Source organism: Pseudomonas californiensis, assembly GCF_021147775.1.
In the GTDB taxonomy this organism is placed as follows: Bacteria; Pseudomonadota; Gammaproteobacteria; order Pseudomonadales; family Pseudomonadaceae; genus Aquipseudomonas; species Aquipseudomonas californiensis.
Genome location: NZ_JAGTPK010000035.1, coordinates 31,997 through 57,131 on the forward strand (window position 1 = coordinate 31,997; position 25,135 = coordinate 57,131).

Sequence of the window (25,135 nt, forward strand, 5' to 3'; positions counted from 1 at the left end):
GTGAAGTACATCAGTAAAGTTGCCGCTACCGCAGTGTTCGGTCTGATTCTGGCGGGCTGCACCGGCGCCCCGATCAAATCGCCACATTACGACAGCAGCCAATACACGGTTCTGGGTCACAGTGAAGCAAGCGCTACCGGCCTGATGCTGTTTGGTGTGATCCCTATCCGCCAGAACAGCCGTTTCGTTCGTGCTCAGAACGCCGCCATCCAGGCCAAGGGCGGTGACGCGATGATCAACACCGAGATTCAGGAAAAGTGGTTCTGGGCATGGGTCCTGAGTGGCTACACCACCAGGATCTCGGGCGACGTGATGAAGTTGAAAACGCCTCAGCAGTAACACCACTGTCCGAGAGCGCCTGAGCGAGCCCGGTTTTCCGGGCTCGTTTGTGTCCGGGGTTGCAACTTTTCGGTGCCGTTGCCCATGCATCGGTCGAGAGTGCAGGCTTGTACTCGGTCGATACACTGCAATGAACTATATTTGCCCTTCAATGCGTACCACCGCTCAGGAGGACAGGGATGGATTTCCAGATCAGACTCGCCTGCGAGGCAGACGCCGACGCGATCAGCAGAGTAATTTTGTCTGCGCTACACACCAGCAATGCTCAGGATTATTCGCCCAGCGTCATTGAGCGGGTGAAGCTGAGTTTCAGTCCGACTGCTCTGAAAGCGCTAATGTCTGATCGCCACGTGTTCGTTGCCGAGCGGGAGGGCGAGATTGTCGGCACTGCGAGTCTGGAGGGAGGTGCTGTGCGCTCAGTGTTTGTCGAGCCGGCGTGGCATCATCAAGGCATTGGCCGCCAGTTGATGGCGCAGATCGATCACGTTGCGCGTAGCGCGGGCGTTGATGTGCTGATCGTGCCTTCATCGCTGACAGCGCAGGGCTTTTACACCGCGCTGGGGTTCAAGGTGGTTCGCGAACAACAGGAAGGCGAGGAGCGCACGCTGATCATGGAGCGTGAGCTGCGCCGCTGATTGTCAGGCTTCCTGCAGCGCAGCCGTTTGCATTTCCTGAAGCTGATAATGCGCATACAGCGTGCTGGCAATCAGCGTGCAGAACACTTTCAACGTTTCGACGGTATCGCTACCGTCCAGTTGCGCAGGCAAAATGTCGAGACCGCAGAGTGTGCCGAAGAAGTCGCCGTTGGGGAAAATGATCGGGAACGAGAAGTAACTCTTGAACTTGTAGAGTTTGGGAATCGCGTGCTCGGCGTAAACGGCGTCAGTGCTCACGTTATTGATCAGGATAGGCTGGCGATGTTGGCGCAGTTCGTTACACAGCGTCGTCTCCAGTTTAAGTTGCTGACCGGCCTCGACCCCGAACTGGACTTCGTCGTACACCGCGCAGGCGGTCCAGCTGCTTTCGGTCACTTTGGCAATGGCCGCAAACCTCAGTCCCGTCAGGCGTGTTACCAGCCTCAGAAGACTGGAGGTAGCCTCGATTTCACTGATCACGGCCAGTTCAGTTGAAGTCAATGTAGTGTTCAAATGCGTCACCCTGATGTTAATCCACCGGGACAGCCCCGACCTCGCGTCGGGAGCGGCCAGCCCTGTGCAGGGAGTGATCGTGCCATACCTGAAGCGGTGTGACATGAAATATTCTGAGCGTTCACAATTGCGCCAAAGGTTACTGATCCCTTGCCTTCATACAGATACCCCTGTGGATGCCCGGTTTTGCGGCCTCGCGATGTGGCTTTCGCGATGTGCAGCTCTTTTTACAGTTAACTGATGAAGGGCTGTCTACTTTGCTGCCGCCCTCGCCAAATGATTATTGATCCCAACTAACGCGCAAGCCGGATACTTGTTTAAAAGACGTAGCTCCTGCGCGTTTGAATACGGCTGTGATCCAACTGAATAGGTGTTCGATAAATAAAGTGACGATGCGTCATGCAAGAAAAAGCACTTGGCAAGACCCTGATGATGCGGAATTTTCCGGTATCAGAGCCTTATCAAGTGCAGCAGGGGTCGCTGCAACGCAGCGCCTTGTCAGGTTCTGAAGCGCAGCACCAGATCATTGAGGTTGACCGCCAGCAGCGACAGCTCATTGCTGGCCAGCAGTGTCTGACGCGTGCCTTCGCCACTTTGAACGGCCAGATCGCGAATACTGATCAGGCTTCGGTCCACGTCGCGCGCCACGTGTGCCTGTTCCTCGGATGCCGTTGCGATCTGCTGGTTACGGTCGTTGATTTCAAGCACCGAATCGGTGATCTGCCGGAGTGATTGCCCAGCGTCTTCAGCGGTTTTACGGGTGCTGTGAACTTGCGCAGTGCTTTTTTGCATGGACTCCACGGTGGCGGACGACCCGTTTTGAATCGCAGAAATCATCTGCTCGATTTCCTGGGTGGACGTCTGGGTGCGGTGCGCCAGTGCACGCACTTCGTCAGCCACGACGGCAAACCCTCGACCCTGTTCACCGGCGCGCGCTGCCTCGATGGCTGCGTTCAGCGCCAGCAGATTGGTTTGCTCGGCAATGGCCCGGATGACGCTCAGCACCTTGCTGATATCCTGCGCCTGAGTGGCCAGCGCCAATACTTGCGCAGACGACCCTTCGACCAGACCTGTCAGGCTTTGCATGGCTGTAAGCGTTTCCGATACCCGTTTGTTGCCCTGGTCTGCGGCAACACTGGACTGTTGTGCCGCCTGAGAAGTCGACGTTGCATTGCGGGCGACCTCTTCAACGGCAGCGCTCATCTGATTGACCGCTGTAGCAGCCTGTTCGATCTCGCTGTTCTGTTGCTGCAAGGTGCGGTCAGCGCTTTCGGTGATCGATGTCATCTCGACCGCGGCGGTGCTCAACTGCGTGGAGGCGCCGGATATTTCCTGGATCGTGCTGCGCAGTTTTGCCGACATCAGGTTCAATGCCTGCATGAGTCGTGACGCTTCGTCCGAACCTGTGACCTGCAACTGCTGGGTAAGATCACCGGCTGCGATGTCTTCCGCCAGTTTCAGGGACGTGCTGATGGGCTCGACAATACTGCGGGTCAAGGCAATGGCCAGAAAAATCGTCAACAGCGACGCAACGATAACCACGGTCATCAATACATTGACGCTGTGGTCATAAACGGCGGATGCATCTGCGCCGGACTGGTCGGCTTCCTGTCCATTCTGTTTGCGAAGTACGGTCAGTTTTTCCTGATAGGCGCCGGCCCGTTTGACCTGTTCAGAGTTGGCAAAGGCGACGGCTTTTTCGTGATCGGAAGTGTCGAGTGCGATCACCTCTTTGACACCATCGATGTAGTCACGCATTTTATTGCCCGCGTCTTCGAACTGAGCTTTGTCCTCTTCGCCGGAGATCAGGGTTTTTCGATAGGTGTCGCTGTTTGACTGAAGCGCTTCGATGGCCTCGCGCGTTTTGCTCAGAGCGGTGCTGTGGGCCTCGGGATCACTGCTGGCGAGCATCCGGATGCTTTCAAGACGTGCATGCAACAAGGCAATCTGAATATCGTCGATGATCTCAATGCTGGGCAGCGCGTTTTGGGCGATGTTCTGCTCTGCTTTGCGGAGATGGCCCATTTGCACATAAGAAAACGCACCCAGACCGATCAGCAGGACGGTGATGATGCCGAAGCAAAGGGACGCTCTGCGCGAAATATTTAACGTTCTAAGATTCATTCCTGCCTCCGGCAGCAAAACATAGAAGCGGCAAACACGCCGTCCAATAACTGTTTTTCTGCTGAAGTTGTCCTGGCTTTAATAAATAAGCATGAACATTTTTTCATGTCGGTGTTAACTATCGTTACGGGAAGTAGCTCGCTTTGCTGGCGCCAAAAAACGGTGATAAGTTATTTTTATAAGCTAGTAGTTTTTATCTATGGCTTAACGTTTTTCAGTTCGCTGGGTTAACTGCTCTACTTAAGCTTTTTGCTCTAAGAAGCGCTGTTTTATCAAAACCCTGGCGGTCAGGACGGCTCGGTTTCTTCGTGGCGTCGAGGGGCGTGCACTGACCCGGTCGTCTCGTCCAGAAAGCTCGCCACTTTGCCCATACACGCCATGCGTTCTTCTACATGCGGCATGTGGCTGGATTCTTCGAAGAGCGACCATTCGACGTTCGGTATGTTTTCCAGGTACGGCTTGACCACCAGCGGAGTGGCTTCGTCGTAGCGACCAGAGATCACCAGCGCAGGCACTTCAATGGCAGACAGGCGGTCGACGATCGTCCAGTCTTTCATGGTGCCGATAACGTGAAATTCGGTAGGTCCGTTCATGGAGTGGTAAACGGTGGGGTCGGCATCGATCTGGTCGAAGGTGCGCTTCACCTCGGCCGGCCAGGGCGTGACGCGGCAGACATGGCGGTCATAGAACAGCCTGGATGCGGCAACGTAGTCAGGATGGTCAAGCGTGCCTGCCTGTTCATGCTTCAACAGGGTGCCTTGTACCGCTTGTGGAAGCAGGCCTCTGAGTCGATTGGCCTCGCTGACCCACGTGTGCATGTCGGCCGGCGAGTTGGCGACGATCAACGCCTTCAGGCCTGACGGGCGCAATACGGCGTGTTCGGACGCCAGCATGCCGCCCCAGGATTGGCCGAGCAGGGCATAGTTATCGGCGATACCCAAGTGCACCAGCAGGTTGTCCAGTTCGGCCAGAAACAGGTTCACGGTCCAGAAGTCGGCGCCCTTGTGCGGCAAGTGTGTCGAGCGGCCATTGCCCAATTGATCGTAGTGGATGACCGCACGACCGGTGTGCGCAACATCCTTGAACGCGTCCACGTAGTCGTGGGTACAGCCGGGACCGCCGTGCAGTATGACCAAAGGCGTGAGCGGACCTTTCAGGTCGCCCGTGATGCGATACCAGGTCTGGTATTGATCGAAGGGCGCGAAGCCCTCCTGAGTATTGATGTAGGCCATGTCGTAGGTCCCTCCGTTGAAATGTCGGGATACCTTAGCGCGGCGTTATGCGTTTCATAACTGGGGTAATAGATAGGTTTTGTGGACACGCTCAGGTGCCGACCTCTCTAGTTGTCGAGCAGACGGTAATGCACGGCACGCACGACAGCTTGTACGCGATTCTTCGCGCCGAGCTTTTGCATGGCCGAATTGAGATGCAGGGTCACGGTCGCAACCGAGCGATTGAGCTGATGAGCGATTTCCTTGGCGGTCAGGCCTTCGGCGGACCAGCAGAGGCATTCACGCTCACGGCGAGTGAGCTTGATGGTCGAGCAGGACCGCACGCTCTGGTCGAACAGGGGGTAGGCGACCTCCTGGAACGCATGCGCCAGCAGACCGAAATCGGCAAGGCCCTGCCGTGCGTCTTCCAGGGCTGTGTCGCTGTTGTCCAGGCGCAGGCCTGTAAGTGTTGCAAATCCACCCTTCGGCATATGAATGGGAACCGTCAACCCACAGGTCATGTGCGAATCCTGCAGATAGCGCACCACAGGCTTGTGGAAATCCTTGATCACGGTTTGCAGCACGGTTTGCGCTTTAGGCTGATAAGACCATACGAACGGCGAAACGCTATTGACCGCCAGCTGCTGAACCGGATCGATCTGGTAATACCCCTGGCGGCACCAGAGTGTGTGCCAATCGGCAGGCGTATTGCGCAATGTCAGCAGCGTAGGGGTGATCAGTGCACCATCATGGGACACCGGCACCGGGCTGTAATCGTAAACCACCGCATCGAAGCCTAGCCCCGTAGCCAGCAGCAGTGCGCAGTCCATTTGCTGATCCAGCGTGGCCGCGGACTGTAGACGTGTATTGTAATCCGACAATCTCACTTGCATCGCATGACCTCCTTTGTCAGTTGAAACAGCGTAGACCACTATAGTCATGATGTGCAGCAAGGATAGTGCCATCGCGTAGGCTCGCAACCGGTACGCTGCCCAAAACCTATAAGAAATGCTAGATGTCTGGCCTGGCACTGCACGGTAGGGTAATTGCCATGAGCCGGGCACCGGACAGGGGATGTGTGATGTGGCGTGAAATTGATCCGGATGAGCGTTATGTAATCGAAGTGGATGGCCACGAAGTGGTCGCCTACAGTTTTGGTGCCGGGGACGACGTATTGTTGCTCCTCAATGGCGGTCCGGGCCTGCCTTGCGACTATTTGCGCGATGCTCACAGTTGGCTCAAAAACGAGGGGCTGCGGGTTGTTGCGTTCGATCAGCTCGGCACCGGCGCCTCGTCACGTCCCACCGATCCGGCCCTGTGGGACATCAGCCGTTATGTGCGTGAAGTCGAAACCGTACGCCAGACCTTGAACCTTCAACGCGTGCACCTGCTTGGGCATTCGTGGGGCGGCTGGCTGGCAATCGAATACGCCATCCACCATCCAGAAGTGATCAAGACACTTATCCTGGAGAACACAGTTGGGGACATGCCTCATCTGGCGCTGGAACTGAACCGCTTGCGCGGCGCGCTGGGCAGCGAAACGGTCGCCATGATGCAGCGTCACGAGGCGTGCGGCACGCTTGATCATCCTGCCTATCAGGCGGCCATCACATTGCTCAACTATCGTCACGTCTGTCGTCTGGACGAATGGCCTGCGCCGGTTCAGCGCTCCTTGAATGACTGGAACATGGGACCGTACATGACCATGCAAGGCCCGAACGAGTTTCTGTACACCGGTAACCTGAAAGACTGGAATCGTCTGGCTGAAATGGCCGCCTTTGAAATGCCTGTGCTGATTACCACCGGACAGCACGACGAGTTGACGCCAGCCTGCGCCATGCGCATGAAAAACGCATTGAAGAGTGCCGAACTGCACGTGTTTCCAAACAGCAGCCACATGCCGTTTTATGAAGAACCGGCTGCGTACTTTCCTGCGCTGTTGAATTTCCTGCAGCCGCACCGGGGCGCACGATGAATCTGGGGCGTTTTCGATTCGTTCTCCAGCGTCCTCTGCAGCTTCTCCCCGTGTTGTTCGGCATCAGTCTGGTGACATTCCTTCTGGTGCGCTCGATCCCGGGTGATCCTGCCCGCATTCTGCTCGGTGCGCGCAGCACGCCTGAAGCCCTGGCCAACATCCGCGCCCAGTAAGGCCTCGATCAACCGATGTGGATGCAATACGTCTACTTCATGAAGAACCTGATGCAGGGCGATATGGGCAAGTCGCTGCTGTACAAGATCGACGTACTCAAGCTGATCAGCACCCGTATCGAGCCCACGCTGTTTCTGGTGCTCGGCAGCGTTTTGCTGGCGTTGCTGATTGCCGTGCCGCTGGCAACCATCGCCGCGCGCAACAAAGGCAGTTGGGCTGATAACCTGATCCGCGTGTTCACCACCAGCGGGCTGGGCATGCCAGCATTCTGGCTCGGGATCATGCTGATCCTGCTGTTCAGCGTCCAGTTGGGCTGGTTTCCAGTGTCGGGTTACGGCGATGGCTGGCTGGACAAGATTCACCATATGGTGCTGCCGTGCCTGACCATCGCGCTGGCGCTGTCTGCGGTACTGATTCGAAACCTGCGCGCCAGCATGCTCATGGAGCTGCAGGCCGATCACGTGACCGCGGCTCGCGCCCGGGGTGTCAGCGAAGGCGCGCTGTTTCGCCGGCATGTGCTGCCCAACTCTCTGGTGCCCTCGATCAATTTGCTGGCGGTGAACATTGGTTGGCTGATCAGCGGCACGGTGGTGATCGAAAGTCTGTTCGCGATCCCCGGTATCGGGCAACTGCTGGTACGCGGAATTTTCAGCCGTGACTACATGGTGGTGCAGGGCGTGGCCATGGTGTTGGCCTGCGCCACAGTGCTGGTCAACTTTATCGCAGACGTCGCGACGGTCGCGATCGATCCACGGGTGAAAATCAAATGACCGCCGTCCACAGCCTGTCTCCCGTGCGTTCACGCCTGCGTCTGCGCTTGCGCAACGGTCGCCTGGCCATGCTGCTGGGCGGTTCGCTGCTGGGCATGTGGCTGGTCCTGGCGGTCTTCGCGCCCTGGCTGGCACCTTACGACCCGATCTATCAGAACACCGACATGCGCTTGATGGCGCCGCATCTGGCGCACCCGTTCGGCACGGACAATTTTGGTCGTGACATCTTGTCCCGCGTTATCTGGGCGGCGCGCGTCGACTTGCAGATCTGCGTTCTGGGCGTGGTCTTCCCGTTCATCATCGGCACCTTTATCGGGGCGTTGTCGGGTTACATCGGGGGCCGTTTCGACAACGTGTGCATGCGCGTGATCGACATCGTTCTGGCGTTCCCGTTTCTGGTCCTGATGCTGGCGATCATCGCCATTCTCGGGCCGGGGCTGACCAGCTTTTACATCGCCATGGCGCTGGTGGGCTGGGTGTCCTACGCGCGCTTGATCCGCTCGCAGATTCTGGTCCTCAAGGAGAGCGAGTTTGCCCTGGCCGCCAAGAGTCTGGGGTTTGGTCATCTGCGTATTCTGTTTCGACACCTGTTGCCCAATGCGATGTTTGGCTCTGTGGTGTTCTCCATGTCCGACGCGGTACTGGTGCTGCTCAACGGTGCTTCGATCAGCTACCTGGGGCTGGGCGTGCAACCACCTATGGCGGAGTGGGGCACGATGGTTGCTGAAGGTCAGGCCTTCCTGACTTCAGCGTGGTGGATCTGCATGTTTCCGGGCCTTGCCATTGTCACCCTGGCCATGGGGTTCAGCCTGCTGGCTGACGGAGTGGCTGAAAAAATGGGAGAACGGCGATGAGTGCGCCTGTATTGAAAGTCTCTGAAATGAGCGTGATCGCCAACAACCGTGGTCATGAAGTCACACTGGTGGATCGGCTGTCGTTTGAGCTGCGCCAGGGCGAGATTCTCGGATTGGTCGGTGAAAGTGGTTCGGGCAAGACCATGGCTTGCCGTGCCCTGATGCGCCTCATGCCATCGCCAGACCTGAAAGTACAAGGTGGGTCCGTGCTGCTGGATGACGTCGATCTGCTCAAGCTCGACAGCAACGCCATGCGCGCCATGCGTGGACGCCGTATCGGGATGATCTTTCAAAACCCCAGCAGCCACCTTGACCCGTTGATGCGCATCGGCGAGCAGATCGGTGAAGGGTTTCGTCTGCATCAGGGCGCGTCGAAACGCGAAGCGCGGGCGCTGTCGATTGATCTGTTGCGACAGGTCGGCATACCCGATCCAGCGTCGCGTGTGGATAACTATCCCCACGAGTTTTCCGGCGGCATGCGTCAACGCGCAATGATTGCCGTGGCGCTGGGTTGCGGGCCACAAGTGCTGATTGCCGACGAGCCGACCACCGCACTGGACGTCACGGTGCAGGCGCAGATCCTGCGACTGTTGCTGGATCTGCGTGATCGTCATGGCCTGTCCCTGATCATGATCACTCACGACCTCGGCGTGGTTGCGCAAACCTGTGACTCCATCGCGGTGATGTACGCCGGGCGCTTGTGCGAGCACGGCAGCAAGCGCGACGTGCTGGCCCATGCACGACATCCCTACACCCGTGGCCTGATCGACTGTCAGCCGGCAAGCAGCGCGGGCAAGTCGCTGTTACGCACGATCCCCGGCCAGCCACCGTTGCTGAATGCGCTGCCCAACGGCTGTCGGTTTCAGTCACGTTGCACGCACGCGGGCCAAGGTTGCGCGGACGTGTTGCCCGTCATGAAATCAATCGGCACTGCTCACGCGGTGGCCTGTCATCACCCGTTGTCGGTCATCCAGAGCGTGGCGTCATGAGCGGCCCGGTGTTGCTGAGTGTCAATGACCTGGTCGTTCGCTTTCCGGCGCCGGGCACCGGCCTGTTCGGCCTGAAAAAGCAGTGGGTGCAGGCCGTAAACGGGGTTTCTCTGACGCTGTCTGCGGGAGAGACGCTGGGGCTGGTGGGGGAATCAGGCAGCGGTAAAAGCACGCTGGGCCGCGCGATTCTGCGGCTGAACGACCTGACTTCCGGGCAGATCGTGTTCGACGATGTCGACGTCGCACAAGGCAGCAGCATCAACCTGCAACGTCTGCGCAGTGAGACGGCGATGGTCTTTCAGGACCCGTTCTGTTCGCTCAACCCGCGCATGACGGTAGGCGCTACCCTTGCCGAAGTCCTGAAGGTGCAGCGCAAGGTCGCCACGCAGGACATCCCTGCCCGTGTGCTTGAATTGCTGGACATGGTCGGCCTGCGTCCAGAGTTCGCCGAGCGCAAGCCTGGCGCCCTGAGCGGCGGTCAATGTCAGCGTGTCGGCATCGCCAGGGCGCTGGCCATCGAACCGCGATTGATCATTGCAGACGAATGCGTTGCCGCGCTGGATGTGTCGATTCAAGGGCAAATCATCAACCTGCTGCTGGAACTGCGCGAGCGCATGAACCTGGCGATTCTGTTCATTGCCCATGACTTGGCCATTGTGCGTCGGCTCTGTGATCGGGTTGCGGTCATGTACCTCGGCAAAATCGTTGAAGAGGGGCCGGTCGAGGACGTTTTTCTCCGACCACGTCACCCTTACACCGCCGCGTTGATTCAGGCGATACCGGAAATCGATCCGGACCGTCCGCTGCCCGGCGAACCCTTGCAGGGTGAGCCGCCGAGCCCTTTGCATTTGCCGTCGGGCTGCGCGTTTCATCCACGCTGCCGTTTTGCCCAGCCCTTGTGTTCAAGCAGTCCGCCGCCGACACGTTACGTCGGTGCCCAGCGTTATGACTGCGTGCTTGAAGAACCTGTTTTCTGATCCAGCCACACCTTGATGCCGTCCCCACACCGGAGTTCGTGAATATGAATGCTCGACCTATGAAGTTGCTGACCGTCGCCATGCTGGCGGCCTGTTCTCTGGCTGCGGGCGTGGCGGAAGCTGCTGGCGTGCTGACCATCGGTCGCCGTGAGGACGGCACCACCTTCGACCCGATCAAGAGCGCGCAGAACGTCGATAACTGGGTATTCTCGAACGTTTACGACGTGCTTATCCGCGTCGATGACAAAGGCACCAAACTGCTGCCGGGGTTGGCCGAGAGCTGGACCATCTCGCCAGACGGCCTGACGTACACCTTCAAGATTCGCTCTGCCAGGTTCTCTGATGGCACCGACCTGACCGCCAGCGATGCGGTGTTCAGCCTGCTGCGTATTCGCGATGACAAGGGCTCGTTGTGGAGTGACTCCTACAAGATCATCGACAAGGCCACCGCGCCGGATCCGCGCACGCTGGTGGTCACCCTGAAAAATCCGTCTGCCTCGTTCCTCTCGCAATTGGCGCTGCCAAACGTGTCGATCCTGTCCGAAAAGGCCATGAAAAGCCTCGGTGCCGAAGCCTACGGTGAAAAGCCGGTCGGGTCGGGCGCCTTCACAGTCAAGGAGTGGCGTCGCGGTGACCGGGTGATTCTGGAGAAAAACCCGGACTTCTGGGAAGCCTCGAAAGTCAGCCTGGACGGCGTTCAGTGGATCTCCGTGCCGGATGATAATGTGCGCATGCTCCAGGTCCAGAAAGGCGAGCTGGACGCGGCGATCTTCGTACCGTTCTCGCGCGTCGAAAACCTGAAGAAAGACCCGAATCTGGTCGTCCACCTCGACCCGTCCACGCGTGAAGATCACCTGCTGCTGAACCACGAGCACGGGGCGCTGGCCAAACCGCAAGTGCGTGAGGCTCTGGACATGGCCATCGACAAGAAATCGCTGGTTGAAGCGGCCACCTTCGGGTTGGGCACCGTTGCGTATTCCTATATTCCCAAGGGCGCGCTCTACCACTACGCAGACAACCTGCAACGCCCCTACGACCCGGTCAAAGCCAAAAAAATGCTGGCCGATGCGGGCGCTTCAGACCTGAAACTTAACTACGTGGTCAATGCAGGCAATGAGGTCGACGAACAGATCGCCGTCATGCTGCAACAACAACTGGCAAAGGTCGGTGTGACCACCACACTGCAAAAAGTCGACCCCAGCCAGAGCTGGCAAATGCTGATCGACGGCGACTACGACATCTCCGTGATGTACTGGACCAATGACATTCTCGATCCGGACCAGAAGACCACATTCGTGTTGGGCCACGACACTAACAACAACTACATGACCCGTTACAAGAACGACAAGGTCAAGGACCTGGTCGCTGCCGCACGCGTAGAAATGGACCCGAAAAAGCGCGAGCAGATGTACATCGACCTGCAGAAAATGGCCAAAGCGGACGTCAACTGGATCGACCTTTACTACAGCCCGTATATCAACGTGTCGCGCAAGAACATCGAGCACTTCGGCCAGAACCCTCTGGGCCGATTCACGCTTGAAGAGACCGTCAAGAAGTAGAAAAACCCTGTGAAAACTGCGCTGTCACTCGAGTGGCAGCGCAGCAGGGCAGGTTGGGAGTATCAGCGCCGGTGCGGCCCTGTCATTTTGACTCGATCTGAAACTTGATCTTGTCAGACGGCCACCAGGACCAGGAGGGCGGAGGCTGATAACAGCCAGGCTGGTTTGGCGGCGTCGCGTCACATCTTACGTTGTAGCCTTTGCTGCCTTTTTCGGTACCACCTTCCCCTGTGCCTCGCTCGCTATAGGCGGCACAACCGGACGCCAACGTCAAAATCAGCAGCATTACCGTGTGTTTCATGACAGCCTCCATGCAATAAGCCCACATTTTAAGCAGAGCGCTCGCCATGTGTGGGAGTTTGTTTGCCTGAAGGTTTTTGGGCTGTCATTTCCTGACGGATGGCTCCGATGATCTGCGGTGGCTGATCGAACCGTCTTTACCGGGGCTTCCGTCAGCACCCTGTGCAGCATTCGTACCCGACGAACCGCCTGCGCCTCCAGCACCCCCTTTGCCCGGCGTATCGCCATTGCCGCCAGCACCACCCTGGCCGCCATTACTGCCACCGGCGCCACCACTTCCGCCAGCACCACCGTTTCCGGCCAGTTGGCTGAACCCTGATGACGCTGCAATAGTGAGGGCAGGGAAGTGCGTGCCAAATGGATGTTGAGTGGCATACGCCGACGCACAAGACAGGCATGCTGCGCTCAATACCCAGATACGGGTTGAGGTTTTCATGTTCACTCTCCGTTTGCGTGAATACGATGTGGCCGGGATGTCCACTCTTGCCGTCGCGCTGCAAGCATCAAGGCCATTCGGCTTGAAGCCTAGCCATTCGACAAGGGTGCTTCAAAGACAAAACCTGTCGATTCACTGAATGAATGAGTTGTTCAGGGTTGTGACTTGTTCGCAGCCAGATTGCAACTTCAGGAGCACGCCATCTATAAGAATGGACTGCGTCGAGTTTACGTGGCAGCGTTGAAGCTAATAAATTGACGTCAAGCGGACGTGCTTATATAAAAATGGGGCCACTGTAGACAGTCTACTGTTCGTGAGCCTGACATGAAGTCTCTATCGTCTCAGGTGCGGCTAAGCATAAAGGCCTGAATCGGGCTGGCGCAGGCTGGGCTTGAAGCATGCATGAGCGCTCTGTCTCGGGCTGCCGCGCTGCATTCGCAAAAAGCACGGCGCTTTCGGTTTCAACAATCCTTCGGCCTTTTATTCGCCTCCGACAGGAATAAAAGCTCTAAACAGGGAAGATGAAACAAACATCAAAACTGCATTCGCCGTGTAAAGCTACAACTCAGCCGTGATCGACTCACGTAAACTCGGAACTTCCAGTATCGGGTGAAACTTTATGACGGCACATACTCCTACGCTTTTTGCCTGTGTCGCTTTAGTGGCGACCATCATGGCGTTTTGTTTGATTCTGGTCGGCCAGTTCAATCGGCGTGACGGGCTGCTCACTATCGGCGTTGGTCTGCTGGCGCATGCGCTGGCTTATGTGGGTTATACCTTCTACGGTCATGCGCCATTGTGGTTCACCTACGGGGCTGCCAATACCTTGTTGTCCGTGGCGCTGGCGTTTTATGGGGCCAGCCTGTTCCGGATTATCGAGTTGCCGGTGCCGTGGGTGAAGGTATTTGCGCCTTCTGCATTGATGCTGATATTGATGACCAGCCTGATCAATACGCTGGAGCCAAGGATGCTCGCTTCGGCCACGGTATTGATGGTGCAGTGCGCGTTGATCATCTACTGGACCCGCCGGCATATCCCTGCGCTGGGCCGCGCACGCATGCTGTTGATCATCGGTGCTGCAATCAGCCTTATCGGCCTGGGCATGCGCGTGGTTGCCGTGCTCGGCGGCGGCGCTGCGGAGATGCGCTACGACGTCAGCAACCTCAAACAGACCATCTCGGTCGCCATCGGCACGTTCACCGCCATGATGATCTCACTTGGCCTGGTGCTGCTGTCCAAAGAGCGCAGCGAAGCAATGCTTCAGCACCTGGCACTGCGTGATGTGCTGACCGGCATTCTCAACCGGCGCGCGATCCTCGAACAGTTCTCCAAAGAACTGAAACGCTCGCGCCGAGACGGGGCCAGCATCGCTGTGGCCATGATCGACATCGACCACTTCAAACAGATCAACGACGTGCACGGCCACCTTGCTGGCGACGATGTGCTTTGCCACTGCGTCAGGCACCTCACCCAGCGGCTTCGCCAGTCCGACTGCATCGGTCGCTACGGCGGCGAGGAATTCCTCCTGCTTTTGCCAAGCACCAGCCCCGAAGGCGCCCTGACTGTCCTCGACGAACTCCGCACCTCTCTGGCCGAAACACCGGCAAGATACGGCGAAACAAACATCCCGCTGCGCATCAGCATCGGCGTGTGCTGCCTGGTCCCGACCGAAGACGACACACCCGCCAGCCTGCTCGCCAGGGCAGATGCCGCGTTGTACGAGGCCAAGGGGCTGGGGCGTAACAATGTGCGGTTTGCGCAGGTGGATGTGGCGCAGCAGGAGAGGGCGGTGAGTGTTGTGTAGCGTGCGTTGAATGGGAAAACCCGTTCGACGCAAAGCACTACCGGCACAGAAGCAGTCAGCATCGCCTACCCATCATTGCGCTTCAAACAAGGCGCAATGACCGACGACTGATCTGCGCATGCTACGTGTCTTTCTGTTGCAGACTCTGGCGGCTGCCAGCGCTCAGCCCGTCGATCACAAGGTCCATTAATCTGGCGAGGCGTGGACGCCAGTCGCTTTTGGAGTCGATCTGCCATACTCCAGCGATGGAAAGAAAGAAGTCGTCTTTGGTCACCCCGCTACGAATTGTACCGGCCTCATCATTCGCTTTCAGAAGTGATTCGACTGCTCCCTGAATGGGCGCATAGCCAGACTTGCCGGGGAACTCTCGCGTAGCGGCGGCTTGTCGTATCGCCGTCGCAAGCCCCGCCTTGGTCATGGCGTATTCAGCGAGGCAGTTCATCCACTCCCGCAGCGCTTCCTTGGGCGGCCTGGTCGCAAGCAGCTCTTCTGCCAACGAAGCAACTTGCAGCATCTCGAACTGGTAGACCTCGAATACCAGGTCCTCCCGGTTCGCAAAGTGGCGATAAAACGTGCCTTGGCCAACACCGGCTTTCTTCGCAATCGCACTCAGCGCAACCGCAGGGTCGAGGGTCAGCTCTGCCACCGCGACTTTCAGAATGCGCTCCCGGTTCTTCTTGGCGTCAGAACGCATCGCCAATTCGTCATTCATGAATAAAGTTTTTCCTTCGCCAGATTGCAAATCGGACAGCTGTCCGGTAGATTTTTCCAGTGGACAGTTGTCCGCTTGCGTAATATCACTGGAGTTTACTATGAACGGCACTGGTAACACGATTCTGGTCACGGGCAGCACCTCGGGGATCGGCCTGGGTCTGGCGCTTCGGCTCCACAACGCGGGCAACACCGTCATCATCGCGGGCCGTCGTCAGGCCCTGCTGGACAAAATCGTGTCCGAGCATCCAGGCATCGAAGCCATCCTGCTGGACGTCGCCGATCCGCTTTCCATCCAACGCTGCAGCGAAGCGCTTGCGGCTAGCCATCCGGACCTTAATGTCCTGATAAACAACGCAGGCATCATGCAGTGGGAAGACCTGACTGACCCTGAAAGCCTGAGCATCGCCGAAAACCTCGTCACCACGAACCTGCTCGGCACCCTCCGCATGGTCTATGCATTTCTGCCGCAATTGCTCAAGCAACCCAGTGCAACCATCATGAACGTGAGTTCGAGTTTGGGCTTCGTTCCGCTTCCCGCGACTGCCACCTACAGTGCAACCAAAGCGGCCGTCCATTCATTCACCCAAAGCCTGCGCGTGCAACTGGCCGACTCCCCGATCGAGGTGATCGAACTGGCACCGCCTGGCGTGCGCACCGACTTGCTTCGTATGGAGAACAATGACCACGCCATGCCTCTTGATGAGTTCCTGAACGAAATATTCGAGCTCCTTGGAAGCACCCCAACCCCACAAGAACTCATTGTCGAGCGCGCCAAGCCATTCAGGTTTGCCGAAGCCAACGGTTCTCATGGTGAGTTGTTGAAAATGCTCGCGGCGGTCAAACCACCCGCCGTGTGAAAGAGCACCGTCGTCTTCCAGAAATCGCCCCATGATTCGCCATACGGTATTGAGCACACGCGATCAGGTTTTTCGAGCGTCGTCTGGTTGACCCTTGAGTGGTTCAGCCAGCGGCCAAGCGCCTGAACGAGAGAGATGGCCAGGCCGCCCGGGTCTGGCAGTGTGAAAGCGGTCGACCTCTGCGATACTTCATCAGCTCCGGTCTGAACTGATGCAGGCCAATCGCAAATCAACGTGCCGTCTGGAAAATCATGAAAACAAAAAGCCTGTTGTTGTCGTGCCTGGTCTGCTTGCTGGCAGCCTTTCAGGCGAACGCCGCCGACCAGTCCTGCGCGCAAGCCATCGGTGACAAACGCTCGGCGATGCTGGTTAAACAATGCCTCAACGTATCGCCCGCCACCCGACCGCCTTGCAAAGCCGCCAACAGCTGCGAAATGATCAACAGCGAAGTCGAGCGCGGCTGCGAACTGTTAGCCGGTGACGCCAATGCTCCAGGCTACTGCACCTTCGCACTCGCAAAACCCGAGACCTTCCAGGGCGCGCTGATTGCCGGTAACGGAACAGACGACTACACCATCACCGTCCTGCTCAACGATGGTCGCCGATTCACCGCCTGGTGCGATGGCCAATGCGACGCGTGGTTTGTCGCCGAAGACGAAGGCGAAGCCACCTTGCGGCCTGAAATGGTCGGCAAAACCGTGAAAGTGACCGTAGCGAACGAGCCCAACAACGACAGAATCGCCGGGCCCTCTGAAGACGAGATGCTGATCTTTGTGAAGAAGGCTGAGCTAGTCAAATAAACGCTGAGGAAAGCCCGTGCAAGCTGCCGAAAACCGCATTCGGCAGCACCTCATCGTTCAACCAATGGATCTGCGTTACGGCAGATTCGCCAACCGTTCCTCAACCGCATCATCAAAAATGATGTACAGCGCCTCAGCATCGGCCGCCCGCAACTTGCGCGTGCTTTCCAGCCCCTGAATCACCTCAATCTGAACCGCCCGCTCAGCCTCCAGACCCTCACGCGTGCTGGCCGCATTCAGCGCACGCAGCAAGTCACTCATCTCGTCGCGGACGGGTTTTTGGAGACGTAGTTGATCGATTTTTTCTTGAGGCATGGGAGAGGGGTACCTGGGTTGAGCTGGCCTTTGAGGGTGTGATGGTATCCCGGTTTGGTGGGTAAGGTTTTTTTTTGGGCGTTTTGGAGGTGTTGGGCGAGGGTTTGCGTCAAGTCATCAGCAGGCAGCGTATTCAAGCAGGCAGGAAATGTCCTTGATGCTTCATTAAAGGCTGACCTCAAGAGGCGCAAGCTCCTTGAATCAGGGAAGCAGTAGCCTGCTTCCCGGTTCTGGACGTTGGTCTGGTGTCTACCCCACTTTGAAAAAAGCAACTTTTTCGGTCAACCGCTCGGCCAACTGCGCCAACTCTTTGCTGGCCGTGGCCACTTCCGCCGAGCCAGTTGCGGAGTGAACGGTGGAGCTGTGGATGCGACTGATGTTCTGCGCGACCTCTTCGGCCACATCACTCTGCTGGAGTGAAGCGCTTGCGATCTGTGCATTCATCTTGTTGATCGCGCCGACCTGCTGGCTGATCTCCAGCAGTGCGCTCTGGGCGTGACGCGTTTGCGTTACGGTACGGCCCGCCAGTTCACAACTGTTGCGCATGCTGTGCGCAGCGGTTTCGGTGCCGCTCTGCAGCCCGCTGATCATGTCGCGAATTTCCTGGGTCGAGAGCTGCGTGCGATTGGCCAGCGAGCGAACCTCATCGGCCACAACCGCAAAGCCTCGGCCATGTTCACCCGCGCGTGCGGCTTCGATCGCAGCATTCAGGGCCAACAGGTTGGTTTGCGAAGCGATGGAGTTGATCACCTCAATGACGCTTTCGATCTGCTCGCTGTCTTTGGACACTTGCTCCACAGTGCTCGTGGTTTCCGCCAGGGTTGTCGCCAGTTGCTCTATCGCTTTTGTTGAATCTACAACCAAGTGGTTACTGCGTTCAACCTCAGTGTCCGCAAGGCTGGTGGCACCCGCCGCCTGAGACGCGTAACCGGACACCTCGTTGACGGTTGCGGCCATTTGCTTGATAGCGGTCGCAACCTGATCGGCCTCCTGCGTCTGCAGGCTGATCTGCTTATTATTGGTGGCAGACGTAGCCAGCAACCGCGTCGACGAATGATTGACCTCTTGAGCAGCAATACGCACTTGGGTAACGGTGTCAGCCAAGCGGCCAAGTGCCGTTTTCAAGATGCCCATCACGCTGTTCGGGTAATCGGTCGTGATGGTTTGCTGCAAATCGCCATCCGCCAACCGTTGGATAGCCCGTGCAACCTCAGTAGGCTCAGCGCCCAGCGTAGATTTGACGAAACGAATGATGATGATCGCCAGGATAATACTCAGCAGCAGAGCCACACCCGTTGCCACCAGCATCAAGCCACGAAACTGGCTCGCGGTAGTTTGCACCGCGTCCAGTCGCTCCCTGATCGAGGCCTCCTCATGGTCGATCAACGCGTTGATGCGCTTGAGCCATTCACTGTAATCACCCGACGTCTTCTTCAAAAGCAACGCCTGTGCCCCAGCAATATCGCCGCTACGACGCAGATCAATGACTGACTTGGTAGACGCCAGTGTCTGCTGCTCGATGCTCTTGATATCGCTCAGCAGCTTCTGCTCCTGTGCACTGACAAGGTGCCCTGCATACAGCTTGTCCATCGGCGTGGCCGAGTCGACGTACGCCTTTTCAAGGCTGACGATATCCGCCAGATGCGTCTGCAAATCCCGATCGTTGTCCACCAGCACCGCATCGCGCAGAGAGATGGCGCGGTTATGCACACTGCCCCGAAAATTGATCGCATAACGCTGCACCTTCGCAGCATTGTTGCTGACGTCTTCCAGAGTCGAGTCGATGAAATCCACCCGCTGCATCCCGATTGCAGTAATCAATATGAGCAGCGACACAACAGCCGCGAAGCCGAGGCCTATACGCGTAGCGAGGGAGACGGAGTCTTTCATTGGGTACTCGGGAATGCCCCAGTGGGGGCTGGCCTGGAGGGTGTCAAAATGATATCACTTTTAGTGGCGTCGGGTTATTGGCGCAGACCTGTGGTATCGGTGGGGAGGGGGATGTGTTGATGCTGGCCTTCAGGCAATCGTTGATAAGCTGCTCAGCTGGGAGTATTTCAGCTGGTTCGGGCTGGTAGCCGAAGACTTTGGTTAGAGTTCGGCCTCAAGCGGTTGTACAACGTCTCTGGCATGGTGTCGGAGTCGCCAGACAAGCTTATGATTCCTATTTGCTGCCCCATCAGCCGGCGCGGTATTCGCTAATTCCAGGCACAAAAAAGACGTCTGTAGAACGCCTTTTTCGTTGAGTTGATGGGCCGGGGTAATCTGAAACAAGTCGGTATCTATCTGTTTTGGCTAGTAAATAATTGTTTGGTCAACTTGCTTGGAATACCAGTTGGAACGCTGCGTGGTCTGGATTCCGATGGACGGTGCTTTTTGAGCTCCGCCCTCCAAAACTAATCGGGGCTGAATCTATCAAGCCAATGGTCGAGCTGTTGATTGTTGCCCCTGCGCTCGCAGGTACAGGGGCTCCTAGCAAACGATACCGTCAATGATTGCTGTGTTGGCTAAGCCGACTCTCGAAGTATTGCGCAGTCTCTTTGTCGGTGCAGTACAGGTAGCAACCCTTCATTCCGCGTGTCATCAGGGTTCGGTATGTATTCTTGATGATCAGGTCAGTTTCATTCTTCGCGAGGGTAGGTTGCTCTTTCATCATTTTTTTCCAGCCGCGAATCGATTTATCGTGCTTGTCGCGCTCATCCGGGGATGTCACTACCTTACCGTCACGTACGACTAGGTCTGGCCCGATGATCACCCCGATGTAGTCGACTTCCAAACCTTGGCAGGTATGAATGCAGCCAACCTGCTCGATGGAGTTCTCAGCGATGATCCATAGGCTGCCATCCTGATCCAGGTTCCATTGGCGTTTGTAGTCACCAATGACGATATCAGCAGCGGCGGGGTCTTTCTTGCTCAACCAAGGCCAACAATAGCCCGCGACCACACGAGCTTTGTTTCCGTGGTTTTTCTCGTTGATTGCTTCATGCATCGCCTGAGGTGAGTCGAACACCTTAAACTCGTACTCTTGAGCCTCAAGCATCGGATTTGCCGTCGAGCGAATGCCTAGCGTGTCATCCAGCCATGCCAGGTAACCGTCAGAACCACTGCAGCGAAACTGCGAAGACAGCACGTGTTCTTCAACCACAGCACCCTTGGCTTTTGCAAAGGCGCGTATCGCCTGCTTGCTGCCGATATCGCTTAAGGTTACACGCTGGTCTTCATCAATGAAGAAAATTGAGCATTTCGCTGAGTCAATCAGCTCTTTGATTTGGTTCTCCCCAAGGTTTCCGTAAAGCCCGCTTTTCTCATTCAGCCGGTGAGCTTCGTCCACGATAAGCGCATCGAATGTGTTGGGCTCCGTGTCGATGAATGCCCCAGACCCTGAAAAGAAATTCGAGAAATGGCTGCGCTTGATGGTGCCAACCAGTTTGCTTTCGTAGACCTTGCGTGGGGCAGCATTCTTGGAGACGTATTTGCTCATCAGCTTCAATTCGGTGAGCTTCACCAGCAGATTGATAGCCAGAACAGTTTTCCCGGTGCCCGGTCCACCTTCGATGATCACCACCTTGGGGGCTTGGTCCGAGGCCTCGCTTGCCGCCGCCAGCGCCGACTCAAAAATTGCTTTCTGATCGTCAATCAATACGAACTCGGGTTTGCCTTTCATCAACCCCCCGAGCGCTTCGGCTAGTGCCTTGGAGGGGCGAATTTTTCCTTCGGACAGCTCGTAAAGAATCTCTTTGTTGTCGCCATGACTTATATGCTTTTTCAGAAAGCTTCTGAGTTTACTGAGCTCTTCCGGGCCTTTCAGAAACAGCGGAGCCTTGCTGATGTGGGGCTCGTAGTGAGCAGAATCTATGACGCCGTCGCTGACGTAGTTATGGAGGTAGGCACACGGACGGATTTCGATGCTTTTGTCATACACCGCCTCGTTGAAGCCTTCCAACAGCGCTGCATATGACCACACCTGATAGGACGGGTGAATGGTCTCAATGAGGCCACCACCCAATGCCGTTTTGACGATGGCATCCTTGGTTGTGGCGTTGGCCTTACTCCATTGCTTCAGCTCGATCAGTACGGCCTTTTTTGCCTGGTTTTCGTCGCGACCGGTGAGTAGAAAGTCGATTCGCTTCGACGACTGCGGAATGTGCAATTCAATGGCCAGGCCTGCATCGCTCGGCAGGCCCTCGTCTCTAAGGACCTTGGCCATGTACGTCAGGGATCCTTGCCACGACCTGATTTCCGAGGTGCCAACGTTCTTGCCGGTAGCTTCCTTGTAATGCCTGAGGATCACCTCCTCAATGTCATCGTTATCGTTGTCTTTGAGAAATTGCTGTTTGGTCGCAGCGTAAACGATCACGGGTTGTCCTTAGATGCGCGTTGGTCAGAGTCGGTCGTACTTTTTGCTGTTGCTTTTGGCTTTATCTACGGGGTACTTCTGGCCGTTCGAGGCGAGTTTCCGTGTCACCGCTTCGTTGAGATCAACGCCGAGTAAGCTGCTCAGGCGAACCAGGTACATCAGTACGTCCGCCAGTTCATCCTTGACGGCTTGGCCGATTTCGGGATCTGTTGCAGCTGAGATCGAATCGGCATCGCTCATCCATTGGAAAATCTCGCACAGCTCGCCTACCTCGCCAGTGAGCGCCAAGATGAGATTTTTTGGGGAGTGGAACTACTGCCAGTCGCGATCATCTGCGAAACGCTGAAGGGATGCGGCAAGCTTCACTACGTCAACCAGTGGCGCGGATGAGCTGTCTGAGTCACTCACAGGGCTATCTCTTGGGTATCAGTGGGGGCAAAAAATGTGTAGGAAATCCGGCCTTGGATTGTAAGAGTTTTCGTTGTTTGCGCGGGTTTTTTTGTGTTTTTCTCTCACACCCTGTCTGCTGGCCGAATTGCTTGCCAGCGTTCGCTATATCCTTTGAGCGTGGCGAAGTGGGCCGGCTACAAACAGGTCTTCCAGTGCCGGTCGGCGGGCGTAACGGCTGCGTGCGATCCAAATCACTCAGTAATTTGTATACGAAAAGAAGGGAGTATCACTCGCCGTTACCGCGCGTTATTCGAGATAGTGACCGGATCGTGCGCGTCGCCCGCATGAGGCCCCCATCACATCTTGCATAGCCATCATCCTGCCATCATGCCGCCCATACGATTGTAGGAAAGGTCTAACCTCACCTTCATCACCAACTATCTAGATAAGAACATAAGCCTGAATTAAAGGGATTTAACATGCTGCAAAATTTGAAGATCGCTCTCCTCACCAAAGAACAAAACGTATGGTTTATACGTGCAGAAAAAGGGAAATATGCTAAGCACTTTCGTGCAGGAGGTGTAATCGCAATCGAGCACTTGGAAAGAGCTTATGGCGGAAACATTCCCAATGAGTTACCCACTGAAGAATTTCTTAAAGCACAATTATTAACCAACGAAAAATACAGTGAATTCCGCGATAATACAGACGGAAAAGAGAGCCGCAAACTCAATAGATCCGGATTCAATGTCCTAAGTCAAATCAGACGATTTGCGAATGAAATCAAGTGCGGAGATCTCATTGTTACGCGAAATGAAAAGGATGATGGTTATAGTTTCGGAATTTGCAGCGAAACTATTCCGTATATCGATCAGGTGCCCATTCGTGTACCAATCACAAAAAAAGATGGTACACCAGGATTTGAGCGTTCCTCCTTAAATTATAAACTGAGAAAGCGCGTAATCTGGGGGCCCTCAATCTCTCGATCTGAGCTACCAGGCGCAGTTAGAAAAGCTACAAGTGGCCAACAAACAGTTACGTCCTTAAACAATCACAAGGAAAAAATCTTTCACCTGATTTATCCATTTTTCACAGATGGCGAGTCACTATTTTTTTCAAACAAAATAAAAACCAGTCATCGTGTAAATGCGCTCGCTGTGGGCAAGCTCTTTCAAAATGTCGCACTAATCAAAAGCCTTAGCGAGACGCTTCTTAGCGAAGAGTTTTCCGATTTAAGTCAATTAACGCAATTAATCGAAAGCGCAATACTTTTGGGGAAGAGTGACATAGTCACCTGCCAAGCTGAATTTATGTCTCCAGGCGATATGTGGTGCAGAATACCACTCATTGGCGACGCCCTGACAAATCAAATTTTTGCTTGCGTCTTGTCTTGCCTATTACTTACTGGGCAAGTAAAGGCTGAGGAGATAGCAAGCCTGACTAACAATGAGGCAGTACCGACACTAACTGTAAAGAAAGATAAAGGCGACATATTTACCGATAGATACAAAACCCCAACTGTATCCCAGAAGCTAAAATCAATTGCAAAGGCTGCTGGTTCTCAAGCTGAAAGTATTGAAAGTATTGAAAGTATTGAAAGTCAAGATCACTCAATCACTGAGGTCAAGAAGAGTCTAAATCTAAGCATTACAAAAGTAGATACTGAAAAGCTCGAAGGCTTCGAGTTCGGCATCAACGTGTTGGAGATAGGAAAATCCCATGAAAATCGTTGAGCCAATTAGTAGTGCCCTGCTAATAACTGGATGTGTCTATGCCGCTGGCACAAGCCAAAATAGTGCATTCATGCGAGAGTTCGGCATTAATCCAGAATTCAGCCAGCCAGCAATCGACAAGATATTATACGATGGCGGCCTTATCACATTTGAGATTTTTTATGACCATTTAAGGTTGATGTCGCTATTAACTTTTATCATAATTGTTTTTTTGACCGCCACATGGGCTACAGCAAAATTTATGAGCCCAGGTTCAGCGATAGCGAATGCTCCGAGCCACTTCAATCAAATAAAAAGCGCGCTGCAGTACACTCCAGTTGGTCTGCTACTATTACTCTATATAATATTTCTATGTTTTTCATCATACCAGAAGTCGCAGGAAGTCGGGATAAAGCTTTCAGAGACGTTTATGGAGAGTTGCCACTGGGTGATTTTAAAAGACAAGGAAAATACTACCAAGGCTTGCGCCTTCAGAAAGGATAAAGACTCCATCTGGTACTACAATATCAAAGATGGAAATTTAAATATAAACTCCAAGTTGTTGACGGAGCTAGGTCAAGTCACATATTTGGAGCCTCAGAAAAACTCGATCACTTCAGAGCCCCTTAAAGACAATAAAGACGGATTGTAAATTTCTTTAAAATTTTGAGTGCATCTATAACTATAGATGCACAAAAATCTGTTTTTATAAGGATGATAGGGATATCTCAAAACTGAAACTGCCATCCTCGCATCACCTTCAATTATTCTTCCTTAAACACAGTACCTAGCAGACCGCCCCCACTCATTTCGTAGTCACATAATTGATTTTTCCGCCGGAGGTGGGTTTTTAGGTGCCTCCGCAAGTACATGTGTGAACACAGCTGAGACGGAACTCGATTACTCTCCAGCCAGGATCGCTAACTCCCATGAGTTATTTCGGAACACCTTGAAATTCACACGGGAAGGCGAGTATGTCTGCCGCGTGTTTATAAGAACGGAGCTATCACCTTCTGATCCCGAGACGCTGGCCAAAAACAGCTAGCGGGGTGCGTCGATAACACTCAGGGCAATGCATTGTGTTTAATCCGCAGACTGAATCGCCCCCACTTTCGTAGACTCTTCGATTGACCGCTTTCGGCCGTTTTTAGTCTACCGCCACCGGCAGCTATCGGGGAAGCGGTCACGTCATGAGCCTCTACTTTTGGCCGATTTCTACTCACCGTGAAGGTGAACGAGCCCCATGAAAGACAGGACACCGTTTCCCCCTTACGATAAGGGATAGGCAAACGGTTATGTTTATGACTAACAGCAACGATAAGAGTGGGGA

21 protein-coding genes and 3 pseudogenes are annotated in these 25,135 nt (G+C 55.4%); 14 read left to right on the plus strand and 10 right to left on the minus strand.

All coding sequences use genetic code 11. From position 1 onward, the window contains the following. Complete coding sequence (locus KDX37_RS23910; protein ID WP_231655493.1) at window positions 1-339, plus strand: hypothetical protein; 339 nt, start codon at window positions 1-3, stop codon at window positions 337-339. Window positions 340-518: 179 nt separating this feature from the next. After that, window positions 519-974 carry a GNAT family N-acetyltransferase gene (locus KDX37_RS23915; protein ID WP_231655494.1) on the plus strand — a complete coding sequence of 152 codons (456 nt, stop codon included), beginning with the start codon at window positions 519-521 and terminating at the stop codon, window positions 972-974. A gap of 3 nt (window positions 975-977) precedes the next feature. On the opposite strand, the gene KDX37_RS23920 is transcribed toward KDX37_RS23915, so the two are convergent. The 4 genes from KDX37_RS23920 to KDX37_RS23935 all read right to left on the minus strand — a co-directional run bounded on the left by KDX37_RS23920 (window position 978) and on the right by KDX37_RS23935 (window position 5,715). Further along, window positions 978-1,487: a GAF domain-containing protein gene (locus KDX37_RS23920; protein ID WP_231655495.1), complete on the minus strand. Its 510-nt coding sequence runs from the start codon at window positions 1,485-1,487 to the stop codon at window positions 978-980. A gap of 498 nt (window positions 1,488-1,985) precedes the next feature. Next, window positions 1,986-3,611: a methyl-accepting chemotaxis protein gene (locus KDX37_RS23925; RefSeq protein ID WP_231655496.1), complete on the minus strand. Its 1,626-nt coding sequence runs from the start codon at window positions 3,609-3,611 to the stop codon at window positions 1,986-1,988. Window positions 3,612-3,898: 287 nt separating this feature from the next. Continuing rightward, window positions 3,899-4,843, minus strand: a complete 945-nt coding sequence (locus tag KDX37_RS23930) for a proline iminopeptidase-family hydrolase (protein WP_231655497.1) — start codon at window positions 4,841-4,843, stop codon at window positions 3,899-3,901. Between the two features lie 107 nt (window positions 4,844-4,950). Beyond that, window positions 4,951-5,715, minus strand: a complete 765-nt coding sequence (locus KDX37_RS23935; RefSeq protein WP_231655498.1) for a LuxR family transcriptional regulator — start codon at window positions 5,713-5,715, stop codon at window positions 4,951-4,953. Window positions 5,716-5,903: 188 nt separating this feature from the next. Between KDX37_RS23935 and KDX37_RS23940 the strand changes: the two genes are divergently transcribed. The 8 genes and pseudogenes from KDX37_RS23940 (at window position 5,904) to KDX37_RS23975 (ending at window position 14,660) form a co-directional block, all read left to right on the plus strand. Next, window positions 5,904-6,797 (plus strand): proline iminopeptidase-family hydrolase, encoded by an 894-nt coding sequence (locus tag KDX37_RS23940; RefSeq protein ID WP_231655514.1) that lies wholly within the window; start codon window positions 5,904-5,906, stop codon window positions 6,795-6,797. Continuing rightward, window positions 6,794-7,741: pseudogene (locus tag KDX37_RS23945) on the plus strand (ABC transporter permease). Before KDX37_RS23940 ends, KDX37_RS23945 begins: the two are co-directional and overlap by 4 nt. Then, window positions 7,738-8,595: an ABC transporter permease gene (locus KDX37_RS23950; RefSeq protein WP_231655499.1), complete on the plus strand. Its 858-nt coding sequence runs from the start codon at window positions 7,738-7,740 to the stop codon at window positions 8,593-8,595. The pseudogene KDX37_RS23945 and the gene KDX37_RS23950 overlap by 4 nt, the downstream one beginning before the upstream one ends. Then, complete coding sequence (locus tag KDX37_RS23955; protein ID WP_231655500.1) at window positions 8,592-9,584, plus strand: ABC transporter ATP-binding protein; 993 nt, start codon at window positions 8,592-8,594, stop codon at window positions 9,582-9,584. Before KDX37_RS23950 ends, KDX37_RS23955 begins: the two co-directional genes overlap by 4 nt. Next, on the plus strand, window positions 9,581-10,561 hold the full coding sequence (locus KDX37_RS23960; protein WP_231655501.1) for an ABC transporter ATP-binding protein: 981 nt from the start codon (window positions 9,581-9,583) through the stop codon (window positions 10,559-10,561). Before KDX37_RS23955 ends, KDX37_RS23960 begins: the two co-directional genes overlap by 4 nt. Window positions 10,562-10,605: 44 nt before the next feature. After that, window positions 10,606-12,120, plus strand: coding sequence for an ABC transporter substrate-binding protein (locus KDX37_RS23965; RefSeq protein ID WP_231655502.1), 1,515 nt, complete (start codon window positions 10,606-10,608; stop codon window positions 12,118-12,120). A gap of 418 nt (window positions 12,121-12,538) precedes the next feature. Next, window positions 12,539-12,739 carry a hypothetical protein gene (locus KDX37_RS23970; RefSeq protein ID WP_231655503.1) on the plus strand — a complete coding sequence of 67 codons (201 nt, stop codon included), beginning with the start codon at window positions 12,539-12,541 and terminating at the stop codon, window positions 12,737-12,739. Between the two features lie 736 nt (window positions 12,740-13,475). Beyond that, window positions 13,476-14,660, plus strand: a complete 1,185-nt coding sequence (locus KDX37_RS23975) for a GGDEF domain-containing protein (protein ID WP_231655504.1) — start codon at window positions 13,476-13,478, stop codon at window positions 14,658-14,660. Between the two features lie 121 nt (window positions 14,661-14,781). Here the strand turns inward: KDX37_RS23975 and KDX37_RS23980 are convergent, their stop codons facing one another. Then, window positions 14,782-15,372: a TetR/AcrR family transcriptional regulator gene (locus KDX37_RS23980; RefSeq protein WP_231655505.1), complete on the minus strand. Its 591-nt coding sequence runs from the start codon at window positions 15,370-15,372 to the stop codon at window positions 14,782-14,784. Between the two features lie 100 nt (window positions 15,373-15,472). Between KDX37_RS23980 and KDX37_RS23985 the strand changes: the two genes are divergently transcribed. Continuing rightward, entirely contained in the window at window positions 15,473-16,231 is a 759-nt protein-coding gene (locus KDX37_RS23985; protein ID WP_231655506.1) for an SDR family oxidoreductase, read from the plus strand. Between the two features lie 251 nt (window positions 16,232-16,482). Then, entirely contained in the window at window positions 16,483-17,031 is a 549-nt protein-coding gene (locus KDX37_RS23990) for a hypothetical protein (RefSeq protein ID WP_231655507.1), read from the plus strand. Window positions 17,032-17,106: 75 nt separating this feature from the next. Here KDX37_RS23990 and KDX37_RS23995 read toward each other — a convergent pair whose 3' ends face one another. The 5 genes and pseudogenes from KDX37_RS23995 to KDX37_RS24010 form a co-directional block, all read right to left on the minus strand. Continuing rightward, window positions 17,107-17,346 carry a hypothetical protein gene (locus KDX37_RS23995; RefSeq protein WP_231655508.1) on the minus strand — a complete coding sequence of 80 codons (240 nt, stop codon included), beginning with the start codon at window positions 17,344-17,346 and terminating at the stop codon, window positions 17,107-17,109. A gap of 249 nt (window positions 17,347-17,595) precedes the next feature. After that, window positions 17,596-18,654: a methyl-accepting chemotaxis protein gene (locus KDX37_RS29870; RefSeq protein ID WP_406646052.1), complete on the minus strand. Its 1,059-nt coding sequence runs from the start codon at window positions 18,652-18,654 to the stop codon at window positions 17,596-17,598. A gap of 72 nt (window positions 18,655-18,726) precedes the next feature. Then, a pseudogene (locus KDX37_RS29875) lies at window positions 18,727-19,236 on the minus strand (MCP four helix bundle domain-containing protein); the annotation flags it as partial. Window positions 19,237-19,834: 598 nt separating this feature from the next. Next, a complete protein-coding gene (locus KDX37_RS24005; RefSeq protein WP_231655510.1) occupies window positions 19,835-21,703 on the minus strand; it encodes a DNA/RNA helicase domain-containing protein in 1,869 nt (622 codons plus the stop codon). A 24-nt stretch (window positions 21,704-21,727) separates the two neighbouring features. After that, a pseudogene (locus KDX37_RS24010) lies at window positions 21,728-22,111 on the minus strand (nucleotide pyrophosphohydrolase). A gap of 461 nt (window positions 22,112-22,572) precedes the next feature. On the opposite strand from KDX37_RS24010, the gene KDX37_RS24015 reads away from it, so the two are divergent. Together KDX37_RS24015 and KDX37_RS24020 are read left to right on the plus strand one after the other, a co-directional pair. Further along, the gene (locus KDX37_RS24015) at window positions 22,573-23,826 is read left to right on the plus strand and encodes a hypothetical protein (RefSeq protein ID WP_231655511.1); all 1,254 of its coding nucleotides are present in this window, start codon (window positions 22,573-22,575) and stop codon (window positions 23,824-23,826) included. After that, on the plus strand, window positions 23,813-24,457 hold the full coding sequence (locus tag KDX37_RS24020) for a hypothetical protein (protein ID WP_231655512.1): 645 nt from the start codon (window positions 23,813-23,815) through the stop codon (window positions 24,455-24,457). Before KDX37_RS24015 ends, KDX37_RS24020 begins: the two co-directional genes overlap by 14 nt. Window positions 24,458-25,135: the final 678 nt, after the last annotated feature.